General features: G+C 66.6%; 20 protein-coding genes and 1 pseudogene. 14 read left to right on the forward strand and 7 right to left on the reverse strand.

The features are described from left to right. Window positions 1-9: 9 nt before the first annotated feature. From OG225_RS13545 to OG225_RS13575, 7 genes and pseudogenes are all read left to right on the forward strand, one after another. Window positions 10-1212, forward strand: a complete 1203-nt coding sequence (locus OG225_RS13545) for a cytochrome P450 (RefSeq protein WP_405181980.1) — start codon at window positions 10-12, stop codon at window positions 1210-1212. Window positions 1213-1221: 9 nt separating this feature from the next. Then, window positions 1222-1446: a ferredoxin gene (locus OG225_RS13550; RefSeq protein ID WP_109525841.1), complete on the forward strand. Its 225-nt coding sequence runs from the start codon at window positions 1222-1224 to the stop codon at window positions 1444-1446. Continuing rightward, on the forward strand, window positions 1443-2189 hold the full coding sequence (locus tag OG225_RS13555; RefSeq protein WP_405181981.1) for an SDR family NAD(P)-dependent oxidoreductase: 747 nt from the start codon (window positions 1443-1445) through the stop codon (window positions 2187-2189). The genes OG225_RS13550 and OG225_RS13555 overlap by 4 nt, the downstream gene beginning before the upstream one ends. A gap of 36 nt (window positions 2190-2225) precedes the next feature. After that, window positions 2226-3185, forward strand: a complete 960-nt coding sequence (locus OG225_RS13560) for an SRPBCC family protein (protein ID WP_405181982.1) — start codon at window positions 2226-2228, stop codon at window positions 3183-3185. Between the two features lie 38 nt (window positions 3186-3223). Further along, window positions 3224-3697, forward strand: a complete 474-nt coding sequence (locus OG225_RS13565; protein WP_405181983.1) for a nuclear transport factor 2 family protein — start codon at window positions 3224-3226, stop codon at window positions 3695-3697. 23 nt (window positions 3698-3720) lie between these two features. Continuing rightward, window positions 3721-4152 (forward strand): annotated as a pseudogene (locus tag OG225_RS13570) (ABC transporter substrate-binding protein); the annotation flags it as partial. A gap of 137 nt (window positions 4153-4289) precedes the next feature. After that, window positions 4290-5180 (forward strand): LLM class flavin-dependent oxidoreductase, encoded by an 891-nt coding sequence (locus OG225_RS13575; protein ID WP_405181984.1) that lies wholly within the window; start codon window positions 4290-4292, stop codon window positions 5178-5180. A gap of 266 nt (window positions 5181-5446) precedes the next feature. Here OG225_RS13575 and OG225_RS13580 read toward each other — a convergent pair whose 3' ends face one another. Further along, window positions 5447-5947: a nuclear transport factor 2 family protein gene (locus OG225_RS13580; RefSeq protein WP_405181985.1), complete on the reverse strand. Its 501-nt coding sequence runs from the start codon at window positions 5945-5947 to the stop codon at window positions 5447-5449. A gap of 49 nt (window positions 5948-5996) precedes the next feature. Next, a complete protein-coding gene (locus OG225_RS13585) occupies window positions 5997-6641 on the reverse strand; it encodes a TetR/AcrR family transcriptional regulator (RefSeq protein ID WP_405181986.1) in 645 nt (214 codons plus the stop codon). Window positions 6642-6853: 212 nt separating this feature from the next. On the opposite strand from OG225_RS13585, the gene OG225_RS13590 reads away from it, so the two are divergent. Both OG225_RS13590 and ppk2 read left to right on the forward strand, forming a co-directional pair. After that, complete coding sequence (locus OG225_RS13590; protein ID WP_405181987.1) at window positions 6854-7273, forward strand: DUF6924 domain-containing protein; 420 nt, start codon at window positions 6854-6856, stop codon at window positions 7271-7273. A gap of 102 nt (window positions 7274-7375) precedes the next feature. Further along, window positions 7376-8314 (forward strand): polyphosphate kinase 2, encoded by a 939-nt coding sequence (gene ppk2 / locus OG225_RS13595; protein WP_405181988.1) that lies wholly within the window; start codon window positions 7376-7378, stop codon window positions 8312-8314. A 535-nt stretch (window positions 8315-8849) separates the two neighbouring features. On the opposite strand, the gene OG225_RS13600 is transcribed toward ppk2, so the two are convergent. Both OG225_RS13600 and OG225_RS13605 read right to left on the reverse strand, forming a co-directional pair. After that, window positions 8850-9209 (reverse strand): VOC family protein, encoded by a 360-nt coding sequence (locus OG225_RS13600; protein ID WP_405181989.1) that lies wholly within the window; start codon window positions 9207-9209, stop codon window positions 8850-8852. 427 nt (window positions 9210-9636) lie between these two features. After that, the gene (locus OG225_RS13605; RefSeq protein ID WP_405181990.1) at window positions 9637-9798 is read right to left on the reverse strand and encodes a hypothetical protein; all 162 of its coding nucleotides are present in this window, start codon (window positions 9796-9798) and stop codon (window positions 9637-9639) included. Window positions 9799-10083: 285 nt separating this feature from the next. Between OG225_RS13605 and OG225_RS13610 the strand changes: the two genes are divergently transcribed. Together OG225_RS13610 and OG225_RS13615 are read left to right on the forward strand one after the other, a co-directional pair. Beyond that, window positions 10084-10359 (forward strand): GlsB/YeaQ/YmgE family stress response membrane protein, encoded by a 276-nt coding sequence (locus tag OG225_RS13610; protein ID WP_405181991.1) that lies wholly within the window; start codon window positions 10084-10086, stop codon window positions 10357-10359. 223 nt (window positions 10360-10582) lie between these two features. Beyond that, complete coding sequence (locus OG225_RS13615) at window positions 10583-11830, forward strand: AI-2E family transporter (RefSeq protein WP_405181992.1); 1248 nt, start codon at window positions 10583-10585, stop codon at window positions 11828-11830. A gap of 104 nt (window positions 11831-11934) precedes the next feature. Here OG225_RS13615 and OG225_RS13620 read toward each other — a convergent pair whose 3' ends face one another. After that, window positions 11935-12423: a site-specific integrase gene (locus tag OG225_RS13620; protein WP_405181993.1), complete on the reverse strand. Its 489-nt coding sequence runs from the start codon at window positions 12421-12423 to the stop codon at window positions 11935-11937. Between OG225_RS13620 and OG225_RS13625 the strand changes: the two genes are divergently transcribed. Beyond that, complete coding sequence (locus tag OG225_RS13625; RefSeq protein ID WP_405181994.1) at window positions 12332-13456, forward strand: NADH:flavin oxidoreductase; 1125 nt, start codon at window positions 12332-12334, stop codon at window positions 13454-13456. The two genes, OG225_RS13620 and OG225_RS13625, sit on opposite strands and share 92 nt — an antisense overlap. Before the next feature lie 50 nt (window positions 13457-13506). Here OG225_RS13625 and OG225_RS13630 read toward each other — a convergent pair whose 3' ends face one another. Further along, a complete protein-coding gene (locus OG225_RS13630) occupies window positions 13507-14052 on the reverse strand; it encodes a hypothetical protein (RefSeq protein ID WP_405181995.1) in 546 nt (181 codons plus the stop codon). A 77-nt stretch (window positions 14053-14129) separates the two neighbouring features. On the opposite strand from OG225_RS13630, the gene OG225_RS13635 reads away from it, so the two are divergent. Continuing rightward, a complete protein-coding gene (locus tag OG225_RS13635; protein ID WP_405181996.1) occupies window positions 14130-15014 on the forward strand; it encodes a LysR family transcriptional regulator in 885 nt (294 codons plus the stop codon). Window positions 15015-15089: 75 nt separating this feature from the next. Next, complete coding sequence (locus OG225_RS13640) at window positions 15090-15887, forward strand: DUF4184 family protein (protein ID WP_405181997.1); 798 nt, start codon at window positions 15090-15092, stop codon at window positions 15885-15887. On the opposite strand, the gene OG225_RS13645 is transcribed toward OG225_RS13640, so the two are convergent. Further along, complete coding sequence (locus OG225_RS13645) at window positions 15817-16074, reverse strand: hypothetical protein (protein WP_405181998.1); 258 nt, start codon at window positions 16072-16074, stop codon at window positions 15817-15819. The genes OG225_RS13640 and OG225_RS13645 overlap by 71 nt on opposite strands. Between the last annotated feature and the right edge of the window lie 27 nt (window positions 16075-16101).

Consider the following 16101-nt stretch of genomic DNA (forward strand, 5'->3'; position numbering starts at 1 on the left):
GTTCGAGCCGTGCCAGTAGACACGCAGACCCAGATACCCGCGTTCCCGTTCGACCGCACCGACGACCTCGCGCCACCGCGGGAATACGAACTGCTGCGCGGCAACGCGCCCGCCGCCCGCGTCACGCTCTACAACGGCGCCGAGGCATGGTTGCTCACCCGGTACGAGGACGTGAAGGCGACGCTGTCGGATCACCGGTTCAGCGCCGCCGCCCGCAATCCCGGATTCCCTTTCGTCTCCGCCGCGCTGCGCGCCAGCGTGGGACAGAAACATATTCCGTTCCTTCGGCTCGATCCGCCCGAGCACGACCGACTACGCCGGATGCTGAGCCGGGAATTCATCGTCAAACGGATCGACGGGCTGCGCCCCGCCATCGAATCGATCGTCGACCGTTTCATCGAGCAGTTGCTGGCCGCGGGAGAACCGGCCGATCTCATCTCGAATTTCGCGCTGCCGATTCCTTCCGCGGTGATCGCCGAACTGCTGGGCGTGCCCTACAGCGACCACGAGTACTTCCAGGAGCGGGGTCGCCGCATGCTCAGTTCGGAATTCACCCTGGAGGAGAGTGCGCGCGCGGTCGTGGAGTTGCGCGAATATCTCGGCGAACTGGCCGACCGCAAACTGGCGCATCCCGGCGACGATGTGCTCTCCCGATTGGTGCTCGAACGCGAGTCCTCCGGTGAACTGCACCGAGAGGATCTGAAGAGTTCGGCCCTGCTGCTGCTGATCGCCGGGCACGAGACGACCGCGAACATGATCGGCCTCGGTGTCTATACGCTGCCGCGCCATCCTGATCAGCACGCGCTGCTGCGCTCGGATCCGGAACTGATCGGAAAGGTCGTGGAGGAACTCCTGCGGTTCCTGTCGATCGTGCACACCGGTGTGCCCCGGGTGGCACTGGAGGATGTGCGGATCGGCGACACGCTGATCCGGCGCGGCGAGGGTGTCATCGCCTCGGTGACCGCGGCCAATTGGGACGGTTCGACCTTCGCCGAGCCGCAACGGTTCGATATCCGCAGGGAGCCCAACCGTCATCTCGCGTTCGGCTTCGGCATCCACCAGTGCCTGGGGCAGCCACTGGCGCGTAAGGAACTCGAGATCGCGCTGACGAGGCTCTTCGACCGGATCCCGACGTTGCGACTCACCGGCGACCAGACTTTCGGGCCGGAGAAATCCGTCTACGGGCTGCACAGCCTGCGGGTGACGTGGTGAGGCGATGCCGTGTACATCGACGCCGACCCGGGACTGTGCATCGGTTCGGGCCAGTGTGCCCGGCTGCTGCCGCGGCATTTCGCGCAGGACGAGGACAGCGGCACCGTCGTCGTGGTCGACGCCGAGGTGAATTCGGCTGATCCGGCAGTGCGCGCCCGCCTGGTCGAGGTGCGTGATTCGTGCCCGGTGGCCGCGATCGAATTCGCGACCACGGGTGAAAGGAATGGAAAATGAGCAGTAGGGCAGAACACGCGGACCAGCCCGTCGTCCTGGTCACCGGGTCGTCGTCGGGAATCGGCGCCGAGATCGCCAGACGATTCGGGCAGGCCGGTTACCGGGTCGCGGTGAATTCCGCCAATTCGGTGGACGCGGGGGAGAAGGTCGCCTCCGATATTCCCGGCGCGCTCTACTTCCGGGCCGATATCAGCGACGAGACCGAAGCGGGCGATCTGATCAACCGGGTCGTCGCGGAATTCGGTGGACTCGACGTCCTGGTGAACAACGCGGGCGTGACCAGGCAGATCCCACACGACGATCTCGCCGCCGCCTCGGTGGAAGTCTGGCGGGATATCTTCGAGGTCAACGTCTTCGGCACCTGGCGGCTGACCGTGGCCGCCGTGGAGCACCTGCGTAAATCGCCGCACGGACAGATCGTCAACATCTCCTCCATCGCCGGGAGCAGGCCCGCGGGCAGCTCGATCCCGTACGCGGTGAGCAAGGCCGCGATCGAACATCTCACCCGGCTGCTCGCCGCAACGCTCGGACCCGACATCCGCGTCAACGCGGTGGCTCCCGGACTCATCGACACCGAATTCACCACCGCCCTCACCGGCCCGCGCGAACAAGTGAGCGCCATCGCCCCGCTGCGCCGGATCGGCCTGCCGGGCGATGTCGCCGAAGCGGTACTCGGCCTGGCCGGGGCCGGATACTCGACGGGGACCGTGCTCCTGGTCGACGGCGGCGTGCACCTGCGCTGACGCGCACTCTCGAAATCACCAGCTCCAGGAGAAGTCATGTCCGAATCAGGTTCCGGCCCCGCCGAATACACGACACGGCACAGCGTCGAGGTCGCGGCGTCGGCCGATCAGATCTACGAGGTGATCGCCGACGCGCAGAGTTGGCCGCTCATCTTCCCGCCCACGATCCACGTGCGGCGCGAACCAGGACCGGACAGCGCCGAATCGCTCGACATCTGGGCCACGGCGCAGGACACGGTCAAGACGTGGCGGTCGCGGCGTGAGCTCGACGCCGGGAATCGCACGGTGACCTTCCGGCAACTCGTCTCGGCCGCGCCCGTCGCCTCGATGTCGGGGACGTGGCGGGTCGACTCCACCGGGGACGGCACATCGACGCTGACCCTCGACCACCGGTTCAGCGCGGTCGGTGACGATCCCGACTCGGTGGCCTGGATACAGCGCGCCCTCGACGCGAACAGCGACGCCGAACTCGCGGCGGTCGCGGCGACGGCGGTCGGCAGGAGCGACGGTTCCATTGTCTCCCTCGCGTTCTCCGACAGCGTCGCCATCGCCTCGCCCGCGCAACCGGTCTTCGATTTCCTGTACCGGGCCGACTTGTGGCCCGAGCGGCTGCCACATGTGTCGCGCGTGGCGCTGTCCTCGGTCGACGACGCGCAGATCCTGGAGATGGACACCGTGAACAGCGCGGGCGAGGCGCACACCACCCGCTCCTACCGCGTGGTGACCGATCGCTTCGAACTGGCCTACAAACAGACCGTCGTCCCGGACGGATTCCTCGCCCACCACGGGAAGTGGACGTTGGAGGAGAACGGTGACACGACGGTGGCCACCTCGCACCACCACGTCCAGCTCGACCTGGAACGGCTGCGCGCGCGACTGGGCGCGACCGATCGCGAGGACGTCGAACGGCGGGTGCGCGCGGCCCTGGGCGGAAACAGCGTCGCGACATTGGAAGCCGCGCGGGCATTCACCGAAGCCGAGCGCTCGCTCGCGTAAAACCGGCGGCAGCCGAACACATCTCATGGAGGACCACAGTGACCATCACCAATGACCCGAGCATCCTCGGGCGAGACGTCCAGACCTATGTGCAGGTGCAGAGTTTCCTGGCCGGGCAGGCCCGATTGCTCGACGATGTCGACGCGGAGGGTTTCGCGGCGACGTTCACCGAGGACGGAGTGCTGCGGCACGCCTCGCGCCAGGACGCGCTGCGAGGACGCGAGGCCATCGCCGAGGCCACCAGGGCGACCGCGTCCGCGCACGCCGAGGCGACCCATCGGCACTGGTTCGACCAGTTCGTGGTCGAGCCGGGTCCTTCCGAGGACGTCGTGCTCGTCAGTTACTACGCGTTGACCTCGCTCGTGGATCGCGAAGGGGCGGTGCGTTTCCTGCCGAGCGTCCTGGTCGAGGACGAACTGCGCCGCAATGCCGACGGCACGCTGTCGGTGGCCGACTGCCAGGTGATCCGCGACGATCTCGATCCCGCGATCCGGCGGTCCGCGCGCCGATGAGATCCACCGAAGCCGCGCGGGCGATGCTCGCCGCGACACTGCTGTGCACCCTCGCCGCGGGTTGTGCGGGCACGGATTCCGCGTCGGGCAAGGACACGCTCACCATCGCGACGGCCAATACCGCCGACTGCATCGATCCCGCGCAGAATCTCACCGCGAACGCGAGTCCGTTCGTTCGCCCCCTGGTCGACTCGCTGGTCTACCAGAATCCCGCCGACGGATCGCTGCATCCCTGGCTGGCCCGCTCCTGGTCCGGTAACGACACCGCGACCGAATTCACCTTCGTGCTGCGCACCGACGTGACATTCAGTGACGGAACACCTTTCGACGCCGCGGCGGTCAAGACCACCTGGGACGGGATCGTCGGACTCGGCGCGCAGGCGGCGACGGCGAACAGCCTGCTCGCGGGTTATGTGGAATCGGTGGTGAAGAGTCCCGACACGGTGTCCGTGCGGTTCTCCAACGGTCCGAGACTCCACGCGGCCGCCGATATCGGCGCGAGCGCGGTGGTCGAGGTCGCCTGGACGAAGGAACTCTTCGGGGGACCGTCGAACACTATTTCTTCCCCTACGGCGGTTACAGCCCGGATCCGGTGCCGTTCCTCTCCGCGGTCGCCGCGCGGACCCGATCCATCCGGATCGCGACCGGTGCCGTCATCCCGGCGTTCTCCCATCCGATCCAGCTGGCCGGTCGCCTGGCCGTGCTCGACAACCTCAGCCACGGGCGGCTCGATGTCGGCTTCGGACGCGCCTTCCTGCCCGGTGAATTCGCCGCGTTCGGGGTGAGTCTCGACGAGAGCCGCGCCCGATTCGACGAAGGGGTGCGAACCGTCGAGCGGCTGTGGGCGGAGGAGAACGTCGTCGTCGACGGGGCCTTCCACCGGTTCGGGCCGGTCACCCTGCTCCCGCGTCCCTTCCAACGGCCGGGACCTCGGGTGTACGTGGCCACGGCCACCAGCTCCGCCTCGGCCGAAGCGGCCGGTTTCCTCGGCCGCGGCCTCCAGGCGGTTCCCGCCATCGCGGGCCCCGACGGTTTCGCCGAGATCCTTGCCGCCTACCGCAGGGGCTGGGTCGCGGGCGGACGACCGCAGGGCACCGAGGACGTGCAGATCAGCCTGGGCGCGTTCATCGCCGACGACCGGGACGAGGCACTGACCCTCGGCAGGCGCGACGAGCAGCTCTACTCCGACAAGATCGCCGAGGCCACCCGCGCGTGGTCGACCGAGCGCAGCGCCGACTACCCCGGCTACGAGAATCTCGCGAACGTCGGCGCCCTCCTGCATTTCGACAAACGACTCGGCGACGACCACATTCTGGCGGGCACCGTGGAGGACGTCCGCGCGCAACTGTCCCGACTCGGTGCGGCATACGGCACCGACATCACCGTCAGCCTCACCATCCACTCGGGCAATCTCCCGATCGAGGTCGCCAAACGAACCCTCGACTTCGTCGCGGACAAGATCGCGCCCGAATTCGCGCACTGACTCGAACGCATTTCGTCCAACGAGAGAAAGAAAACCGGATATCCATGAACAAACGAATGGGCGCCGTGGCGCTCCTGGCCGCGGGCCTGAGCGCCTTGCCGGGAATCAGCCACGCGGACGTCACCGGCGACGTCGCGCCGGTGAACTACAAGGCCACCACCACCCCGGAATCGGTGCACATCGAAACCGATTCGGGGAAACTGGCGAGCGACGGGGACAGGTTCACGATCCGGTCGGCCGACGGCAGTGTGCTCGCGGGTGCCGAATTATCTTTCCGTGTCGATGATTTCGTCTTTCCGATCGCCGCGGAGATAGCCGGGAACAATGCCGTGCTCACGCCGCGGTTCGACCTCGAGCACGCTTCCTACCGCCCGGTGGCGCTGCCCTTCGAGGAGGGCGCGCCGTGGAAGACCCCCTACGACCGGGAACTGGCCGCCTGGAACAGGCTCACCAGCACGATCGGCGCAGGTGCCGCCATCGGGACGCTGGCAGGTGGGCTCACGGGCGGGGCGGTCGGCTGCGTACTCGGCGGCATCGCGGGTGCGACGGTCGCCTCCGCGGCGATCATCGGACTCTTCGTCGCGTCCGTGGAAACGCTGCACCGGGCCGGGCATGATTCGATACTCGATCAGCGCGTCGGGAGTGAAACATTCGCTGAACCGCTCGCTGTCCTGGGTGTCCGCGATGCGGAAGAAATGGTGGAATGTTCGAAAAATCGCCCGTTCGGCTTCGATGGTCGCGAGCAGATTGTCGGTCCGACCGGTCACGTTCATCCTTTTCTCGGCGTCGAGGTTCGACGTAATACGCAGGGGAAGTTCAGGTTTCCGCCGGGCCGTAGGCGCGCAGGAACGTATCGACCGCCCTGTCCGCGACGGCGCGCATCTCGGCGACGGCGACCTTGCGGGTGCCCAGCCGTGAACGTCCTTCCATCGGTCCGGTGATCAATACGAGGAATTGTTCGGCGGCGACCGCGGGATCGCACGGGCGCAGCCGCCCGGACAGTGACAGTCGTGCCAGCCGGTCGGCCAGCGCCTCGCCGAGGCGGTCCGAAGTGCGGCCGACGACGATATCGATCAGGTCGGGGAATTGGGCGACCTGGGCATAGGTGAGCCACCGCAACGATCGCGACCGTTCGGCGCAGCAGACCCGGATCAGTCGCAGCGCCAGATCGCGCAGTGCCGCATCGAGATCCGGCCCCGGATTCCGCAGCCGCTCCACCACCGTCAGATTCTCGGCCAACACCGAATCGGCGACGGCCGTCAGCGCGTGCCGGAACAGGGTTTCCTTGTCGTTGAGGTGGTTGTAGATGGTCGGCTTGGCGACCCCGGCCTCCTCCGCGATCTCCTGAACCCCCGCGAGTGCGTAGCCGCGCCGGGCGAACACGACGAACGCCGCGTCGAGAATCGCCTGCCGCTTGTCGATCCGCCCCCGCGAGGAGGTCGCACCGGCCGGTATCGTCATCCGCTTCCCACCTCCGAGGTCCGGGCACATCCGGGACTCGACTCTCGGCCGACGATTTCAATTGCGTTGGCCGGCACATAGAGTCTGTTCGAGATCAGTATATTGAACTCATGGGTTCAGTTCAACTGTTCGCCGGGACCTCCGGGGCTCCTGTCGATCGACTCGAGTCGCCGTACGAGGCAGGCAGATCGGGCGTCGGGTAGTTCGATCCGGTGAGCGACCTGCACATGCTGGGCACGACCGACGACACTCCGGTCGTCCGAACCGACTATTCGAATCCCGCGGCGTGGAATGAACTGTGTCGAATGGTGACGACACCGAACGAGGACGACTTCGCCGCCTACGTGGAATTCCTCGAGGATCAGGCCTACCGGGACCTGACGCTCGAACAAGTCCTCGATCTGGTCCCCGCAGGTTTCGCGCACCGAATGCTCATCGTCGCCGATGCGACCTGTTTGGCCTCGGCCGAATTGCCGCTGCTGTGCGTTGATCTGGACGACGATGATCGGCGCGCTATCCGGGTCATCGCCGCGGAGTTGCATTCGATCGAGAACAACATTTCGATCGTGAACATGTTCTTCAGCGAATTCGCCGATGCTGTCGACGGCGACGGAGTGTTTCGAGGCTTCTGAATCCGTGGTCGACCAGGAGGAGTTCGGCTGCCGGCCGTCCAAGTCGACGTGGGTGCGCCCGGTGTTCACCGGCTGGTCGATTTGCGTCGTTAACGTCGCGGAATGACCCACTTCGCTGCCTCCCCGCGTGTGTTGCGTGATCTGAGTGAGATCGCCGATCTGGAATCGGCGATCGATCTGACCGATACCACCGGCTTCGCCGTCGATGACATCGATGACGACGACCCGCTGCTGCTGACCGCCGACGGTGAGTTCGTCGTCGACACCTGGCGCGAGGGCTACCCGTACGACCGGCGCCTGGAACGCTCCGTCTACGAGGCCGACAAGCGGTTGTTGCAGATCGAGTTGCTCAAGTTGCAGAACTGGGTCAAGGCCACCGGGCGGCGCTTGGTCGTGGTGTTCGAGGGTCGCGACGCCGCGGGCAAAGGTGGCACGATCAAGCGGTTCACCGAACATCTCAATCCGCGCGGTGCCAGGGTGGTGGCGCTGGAGAAGCCGACCACTCGTGAGCAGACGCAGTGGTATTTCCAGCGCTATGTCGAGCACCTACCCGCGGCCGGGGAGATCGTGCTGTTCGATCGGTCCTGGTACAACCGGGCCGGGGTGGAGCGGGTGATGGGTTTCTGCACTCCCGAACAGCATCGGCGTTTCCTGGCCCAGGTGCCGCTGTTCGAACGGATGCTGGTCGAGGACGGCATCGACCTGGTGAAATTCTGGTTCTCGGTATCGCCGCTGGAACAGCGCACCCGCTTCGCGATCCGCCAGGTCGACCCGGTCCGGCAGTGGAAACTGTCGCCGATGGATCTGGCCTCGCTGGACAAATGGGACGACTACACCGCGGCGAAGGAAGAGAACTTCGAACACACCGATACCGACTACGCCCCCTGGATCGTGGTCAGGAGCAATGACAAGAAACGTGCGCGCCTCAATGCCATGCGCCACGTGCTCGGCCTGTTCGACTACGAGAACAAGGACCGCGAGATCTTCACCGCCGCGGATCCGCTCATCATCGGCCGAGCCCGCGACGTCATCGGTTCGTGACGGTCGGTACCCGCGCCCCGCGCACGGATCGGCTTCTGATTTGCCCGGTATCACCCGGTTCGATGCTGGACAATGGGGCCGACCCCCGAAAGGCGGCCCCACCGTTTTTCACAGCAGGCGTGGGCGGCATCCACGACGCCGTTCACGCGGTTTCGGGCATCGGTTTCCCCGATGACCACAACGATCGTAGACCCCCGGACGCCGAATACCGAATCGTGGTCTCGCGCGATCGAACGGACGGTGTCCGCCGATGGATACGCCCCGGGGCACGGTCGGCTCGCTCGTTCCGTGCCGCTGCGCGGATCGAGTGGGCGCCCACGCGATCCGCGAGACCCGGTACGCCTTGCCGGGCAATCGGAAGCCTAACGACCCCAGCCTCTCTCACGGTTACGCCCGTGCTACGGCCGTGTGCGGCCAGGCTCGCACACAGACCGTTTCCACGGGCGGTGACGGCCCATGTAAGCGATGGACGCGGACACTGGACGCGGCACGGCGGTCGGTCGGTTCGCTGCGACTCCTGTGCGCTCGGTACCGCTCACGATTCGGGGAGCCAGACCAGACAGAACGTGTGGCCGACGGGGTCGCGGTAGACGCGGAACGCACCGTCGGTCTCGGCTTGGACCAGGCTGGCTCCCAGCGCGAGGGCGCGGGGTTGAGCGACCTCTATGTCGTCGACGCGCACATCGAAATGGATTTGCTGAGAACCCGTGGTATCCGGAAACTTCGGCGGCTGATAGTCCGGCGAGGTCTGGAAGGCGATGCGCCTGCCCCACGCGTCGGCGAGAACCACCCAGTCCTCTTCGTCGGATACTCGTGCCGCATATCGGTTCGATCCACGCTCGCGGTACCACCATGGCCGTACCCCGACGCAGCGCCGACAAACCGCCGACCACAACGGCCCGCAATCGCTGCCGAATCCGGGCGGAGGATCCGGCGGCAGCGAAAATCAGGCGAGGGTAGTGTCCGCCAGTGCCCGCACGAGTGCTGCGGGGGTGTCGTAGAGGGCGATGGCCCTGGCTTCGCGGAGTTCGTCGTCGCCGGAGCCGGTACCCCGTCGATGGTCGTGACCGCAAGAGTGGCGAGTCGACCACGCCGGGTTCGGCCTCGGCGTCGATGGCGAACAGCCCTCGGGTCTCGATGTGACAACAGCGGCGGTGCGGGTATGCGGCACTTCAGGGTGCGACCACCTCGACTCGGGTCGCATCCAGGCCACGATACGACTACGCCGACCTTCGGGCCCGTGCGGCTCGCTTCGTGCACCCCGCGGGTCTGTCCTGCCGAATGGTGATCGCAGGGCAGACCCGACGGGAGTCCCTCAGCCGTCATGCCGCCAAAGGCGGACCTTCTGCCGCTTCGGTATTCTCACCGCTTTCGTCCACGCGGGTCGGCAGCCCCATGACCTGATCCCACCACTGACTCAACGGACTCGGGTCCGGCCACACCACGGCACCACGAATGTGGGCATTCGAATACTTCTTCGTCATCACAGACGCCCCTCGCAGTTGGATCCTCGGCAATCCATCCGCCCCGCCCTCCGGACCCGTGGAATGGACATGGAGTACCCGCACTACCCGATATCAATCGTCACGACATGGCACCGCCCCACCTGTGTCGAGATCGGACCTTGACCGACAGGGCGAACGCCGTTGCTCGGCAGGGAGATCGGTTTGCTCGTCGATGGAGGTTTGTTCCCGAGATTCGGGGTATGTCGGGCAGCGAAGCACGCTCGGACGGTGAGCGTCGGCGGTTCGTGAACAGAGGAGATGGCAATGCTGGGTCTGGGAATTCTCGGGTGGATCATCATCGGTGGACTGGCGGGCTGGATCGCCAGCAAGATCATGAAAACCGATGCCCAGCAGGGCATCCTGCTCAATATCGTCGTCGGCATCATCGGCGGTCTGCTCGGCGGATTCCTGCTGAAACTGCTCGGCACCGACGTCGAGGGCGGCGGGCTGTGGTTCAGCTTCTTCACCTGCCTGGGCGGCGCGGTCATCCTGCTGTTCCTGGTCCGACTCGCCACCGGCCGCAATCGCGCCCTGCGGTAATCACACCGAAGGTGCAGTGACGCCGGGGTGCGGTCGGTTGTTCCGGCCGAGAGCGACCAGCCGACGGCCCTCACCGGGAACTATCCATCGAAGCGGTCCGAAAGCCGAGAAGGCTTCGGACCGCTTTCGCTACCGCGGGTCGATGTTTCGTCCGGCCCGCTACCCCTTCGGCCTTTGGAGACAGGCGGGCACCGCCCCGCCGACCGGAAAGGACCCCTTCTCGATGGGAGATCGTGCAGATAATGGAGGGCGCGCTCCTCACCGTGGGGCGTGCGAGACTGACGGCGTGAGTGGGACCGTGAAGAAATGCGCTGGGACGCAACAGAATGGAAAGTCGTGGCGTGATCGCGGAGACGTGATCGGTGGCGGCCTGCTGTGGTTGGCCAAATGGTCGCTGTGCATCGTGGCGATCGCGGCCGGGGCATGGGTACTGGGTTCGGTCGCCGCCCGGCTGTGGGTGGTGATCCTGCCCGTCGCGCTGGCGATCGTGGTGACCACGATCCTGTGGCCGCCTACCCGCTGGATGACCAGGCACGGGTTGCCACCAGCGGCGGCGGCCTCGCTCGCGCTGCTGGGATTCCTCGCGCTGCTGTCCGGTGTGATCGCGCTGATCGTGCCCTCGGTCGCCGATCAAGCGCCCGAACTCGCCGACAAGTCCACCGCCGGCGTCAACCAGGTACGCGACTGGGTCCAGGGACCACCGCTGAACATCCGCGACGAGCAACTCGACTCCGCCGTCGACGCGATCGTGCAACGACTCCAGTCCAGCGGCGCGCAGATCGCCAACGGGGTATTCACCGGTGTGACCACCGCGACCTCGGTCCTGATCACCGTCTTCCTGGTCCTTGTGCTGGTGTTCTTCTTTCTCAAGGACGGTCCACGGCTGCTGCCCTGGACGCTTTCGGTGCTCGGCAACCGCAGCGGGCGCCACGTCGAAGCGGTGCTCGAACGGGTCTGGGCGACCCTGGGTGGATTCATCCGGACACAAGCCGTCGTCAGCTTGGTCGATGCGGTGTTCATCGGCGCGGGCCTGTTCATACTCGACGTCCCCTTGGCGATGGTGCTGTCGGTGATCACCTTCATCGGCGGATTCGTCCCCATGGTCGGCGCTTTCGTCGCCGGCGCCCTGGCCGTACTCGTCGCCCTGGTCGGCAACGGGTTGACGACCGCGTTGATCGTGCTCGGCATCGTCATCGCGGTGCAGCAGCTGGAAGGCAATGTGCTGCAACCGGTCCTGCAAAGCCGCAGCATGGAACTGCACGCGGTGATCGTGTTGCTCGCGGTGACCGCGGGCGGTTCGCTCTACGGCATCACCGGCGCGTTCCTGGCGGTGCCGGTGGTCGCGATGATCGCGGTGGTGATCCGCTACATCGGTGAGCAGATCGACGCGGTCAGCGGCCCGCCACCGGAAGCGGACGAGCCGGACCCCAGCAAGGACACCGCGCCCTCGCCCGAATCCGGCACCCCATAACCCCAGGACGCGATCATCCCGGCGAGGTCACATCGCGAAGTCCGCCGAGCGACGCTCGAGCGCACGCATCCGTTCTTCGGTGGGACTGCCCGCCTCGGCCGCCATCAGCCCGTCGTCCGCGGGTCGGCATGGCGAGCCGCAATCTGAACATCGCGCAGCTCGACACCAGCATCGAGCAGGGTTGTGACGAAGGTGTGGCGCAGCAGGTGCGGATGCATATGCAGGTGCGGAAGAAGCCGGTCACCACCGTGATCTTGTCGGCGCTCGGACTCGGGCCGATCCGCCGACTGACCCGCCGCTGAGGTATCACTGATACTCGAGGGAACCGCGCCGGTCACCTGGCCGAATCCACAGCCGTTCTGGGAATGAACGCGGGGATCCGAAGGTTGATGCCACTGCGTCGATCGTGCCAACGGCATCGTCGCATTTCGGAGCAGCTTCAGTCGTGACGGCGCAAGACCCGGGTCGAGTGTCGCGCACTTATCGGGCCGGGAGGCACTCGTGACAAGAACCATCGATACCGCCAGGGCCGGGCAGATTCTCGGCAGGCCGTTCCGTATCGGTGATCTCGCACTGCCCAACCGGATCGTCATGGCGCCGATGACGCGCAAATTCTCGCCCGGTGGTGTATCCGACGACGATGTCGTGCGGTACTACGCTCGGCGGGCCGCGGAGGACGTGGGGCTGATCATCACCGAGGGCACCTTCGTCGGCCATCCTTCGGCCGGGATGAGTGACCGCATCCCGCGTTTCTGGGGTGAGGACGCGCTCGCGGGCTGGGCCCGTGTGGTCGCGGGCGTGCACGAGGCGGGCGGGAAGATCATTCCGCAATTGTGGCACGTCGGGGTGACCAGGGAAGCGGGCCCGGGGCCGGTCGCCGACGCACCGCCGGTGGGGCCCTCCGGTATCGGACTGGACGGCGCGCCCAAGGGGGAGGCGTTGAGCGCGAAGGATATCGACGATATCGTCGCGGCCTTCGTCGACGCCGCGGCCGCCGCGCAACGCCTCGGCTTCGATGGTCTCGAATTGCACGGTGCGCACGGCTATCTCATCGACCAGTTCCTCTGGGAGCGCACCAACAGGCGCGCCGACGGATACGGGGGAGACCTGGAGTCGCGCATCCGCTTCGCCGAGGAAATCGTCACCGCCGTGCGTGCCACGGTGACACCGGAGTTCCCGATCTTCTTCCGCCTCTCGCAGTGGAAATCCGAGAACTACGACGCCAGGATCGCGGAGAACCCGGCCGAACTCGAGCGCATCCTCGCTCCCTTGGCCGAGGCGGGCGTGGACGTGTTCCACGCGTCGACTCGTCGCTACTGGCTCCCGGAATTCGACGGCAGCGAGCTGAATCTGGCGGGCTGGACCAAGAAGCTGACCGGAAAGCCCTCGATCACCGTCGGTTCCGTCGGTTTGGACAAGGAATTCGTCGGCCCCGCGGGTAGGGCGTCGGAAAGCGCAGTGACCGGTATCGAGGAATTGCTCGACCGGGCCGAGCGCGACGAATTCGATCTGGTCGCGGTCGGCCGAGCCCTGATCGCCGATGCCGAGTGGGCGCGCAAGACGCTGAGCGGGCGGTCGGCGGATGTGCTGCCGTACAGCGCGGAGCACCTGTCCTCGCTGTATTAGGCTGCCGCGAGTGCTGACCGGCTGACGCGACACCGGACAGCGCCCGTCGGTCAGCCGACGGCGACGTGGTGGACACCGTGGGGCAGCGGGATCCGTTGCACGGGAGTCAAACCCGGCTCCTCGTCGGACCCGACGCGGAATATCTCGATTCCCGGCCCCGGGTCCTGCGGCACGCGGCCCTGGAACATGGTGGCGAGGAAGTATTCGCCTGTGGGGTCGAAGGCGCCGCCTTCGGGCAGGACGCCGCGCAGTGGGTAGTCGCCGATCTTGGTCACGGCTCCGGTGGCCTGGTCCATGCGTAATAGCGTCACCGACGCGTATTCGTCGTAGTCGGGGGAGCCGGGCGGAAATGCGCTGCCGCGCATGTTGACCGTGGCGATATGCGTGCCGTCGATAATGCTGGTCGCGGTCAACAGGTCGCGGTGACCGGCGTCGGCGGGCGGGAGGACTCCGTCGGCGTAGGTGCTCGCGAGGTAGTCGCCGTCGGAGATCGCGACGACGCGTTCGAGGGTGATGCCGGTCGTGGGATCGCCGGATCCGCAGGCGGCGACGACGCCTGCGGCCAGACAGAGGCTGAGGGCTTTCATTCCGGTCATAGGCCCAGTGTCGGCGTGACTGTGATCGCATTTCAATCGGTATATCGGAGGCTGTGATAGTGAAATACGATCACAGCGTGGATCTTCGGTCGATCGAATGCTTCCTCCGGGTGGCGCAGACCCTGCATTTCGGGCGGGCGGCCTTGGAGTTGCATCTGAGCCAGCCCGCGCTGAGTCAACGGATCCGAATTCTCGAACGTGATGTCGGCGCTGTTCTGCTCGATCGCGATCGGCGCGGTGTCCGGCTGACCGAGGCCGGACGGGCGTTCATCGAGCCCGCGAAAGCGGCTGTCGCACAGGGGGAGCGAGCTGCCGATGCCGCGCGTCGGGCCGAGCGGGGGTTGCACGGGCGACTGCGGCTCGGGTTCACCGTGATCGCGTCCTACACGGCATTGCCGGGGGCGATCCAGGCATTTCGCCGCACCTGCCCGCAGGTGACCCTCGACCTGCTCGAAATCAATTCCCCCGCTGTGGAAGCGGCGTTGGATCGCGGCGAGATCGACCTCGGTGTACTGCACCCGCCTCTGGAACGTTCCCATCTGCGAACTCGCGCACTGCCCGACGAACCGTTCGTCCTGGCGATTCCGGCGGGACATCGTCTGGCCGGGCTGTCGAGTATCGGCTTCGCCGATCTGGCGGGAGAGCCGATGCTCGCCGCCCCGCGCAGCGTCGGGCCCGTCCTGTTCGATGCCATGACCTCGTGTCTGCGCTCCGCCGGTGTCGAACCGAGGATCGTGCAGGAAGCCACGCCGGTGACGACACTGGCGGGCCTGGTCGCCGCGGGCGCGGGGATCGGATTCGTGACCCGCGGGGTGGCGGCGGCGACTCGTCCCGGCGTCGTGTTCCGCGAGGTGGCGGGTGCGCCCGCTGTGCCGATGGCCGTGGCCTGGGCCGAATCGGATAACTCGGCGATAGGTCGACGCTTCCTCGACGTGGCGGAAGCCCATTTCTCGTCGGTCTGACGGCGGAGCCGGCGGGGTCGTGCCCCGCACGGCGATGTCCTACCGAGGATTTCTCCGCCGGATAGTCTCGGTCCGGTGCCGTTCACCCTCGCCCACCCGGCGGCCGCGCTCCTGCTCCGTCGCCACCTGCCTTTCCCGGCTCTCGTGGCGGGCACGATGGCACCGGACGTGCTCTACTACCTGCCGTTGTCGCTGCCCGTGCGGACGCATGCGACGGCGGCGCTGCCGGGGTGGGATCTGCTGTTCGGATTCGCCCTGCTCGCGATCTTCCGCCTGACCGCGAATCCGCTGCTCGCCCTCGCCCCGCCCGGGCTTCGTCGACGAATCCCCGCGTTCGACAGCGGGTTTCGCTCGGTCGTGGAATGGGTGACGGCGGCTGTCGCGATCGTCGTCGGCGCGGCGACGCATCTGGCATGGGACGCGTTCACCCAGACCGATGGCGCTGCGGTGCGGCAATGGGCGTGGTTGCGGGTCGGCGTCGTCGAGCCGCACAAGCTCTACAACGTGATCGGATACCTGTCATCGATCGGCGGGATGGTGCTCGTGGGTGTGGTGGCCGTGCGCTGGTACCGGCGTGCTCGCGCGATCCAGGCTGTCGATCCGACCCCCACGTGGCGGACTCTCGCACTGCTCATGATCGTGGTGTTCGCGATCATCTGCGGTGTGGCGGCGGTCGGCGGTGGTCACGACAGCGGGTACGACGTTGTCCGGGCCTGCATGATCGGCGCGGTTCGAGGCTGCGTGGTCGCGGTGGCGCTCTACGCGGCGGCCTGGCACCTCGCGGCGAGGCCGGTCGACCGATTCAGGACCGGCGGTAGAGCCGCTGACAGGGCAGGGGTTCCATCTCCCCGGTCACGCAATCGTCGACGCTGACCGTGCCGGTCGGGCGGAGCCTGCGCATCTCGGCGGCGAATTCCGTCGCGGCGGACTCCTCCGCGCGATAGTGCAGCACGGGCATGCCCTCGATGCCGAACTCGACCGATACGTGACGCTCCATGACCGCTACCGATTGTTCTCGTGGGAGATCGTTTGCTCGGTCGAGGCCGATGACGTGTGGCATCCGATGATTCGAACCGATCGGATGGTC

Source organism: Nocardia sp. NBC_01377, from assembly GCF_045040005.1.
In the GTDB taxonomy this organism is placed as follows: Bacteria; Actinomycetota; Actinomycetes; order Mycobacteriales; family Mycobacteriaceae; genus Nocardia; species Nocardia noduli.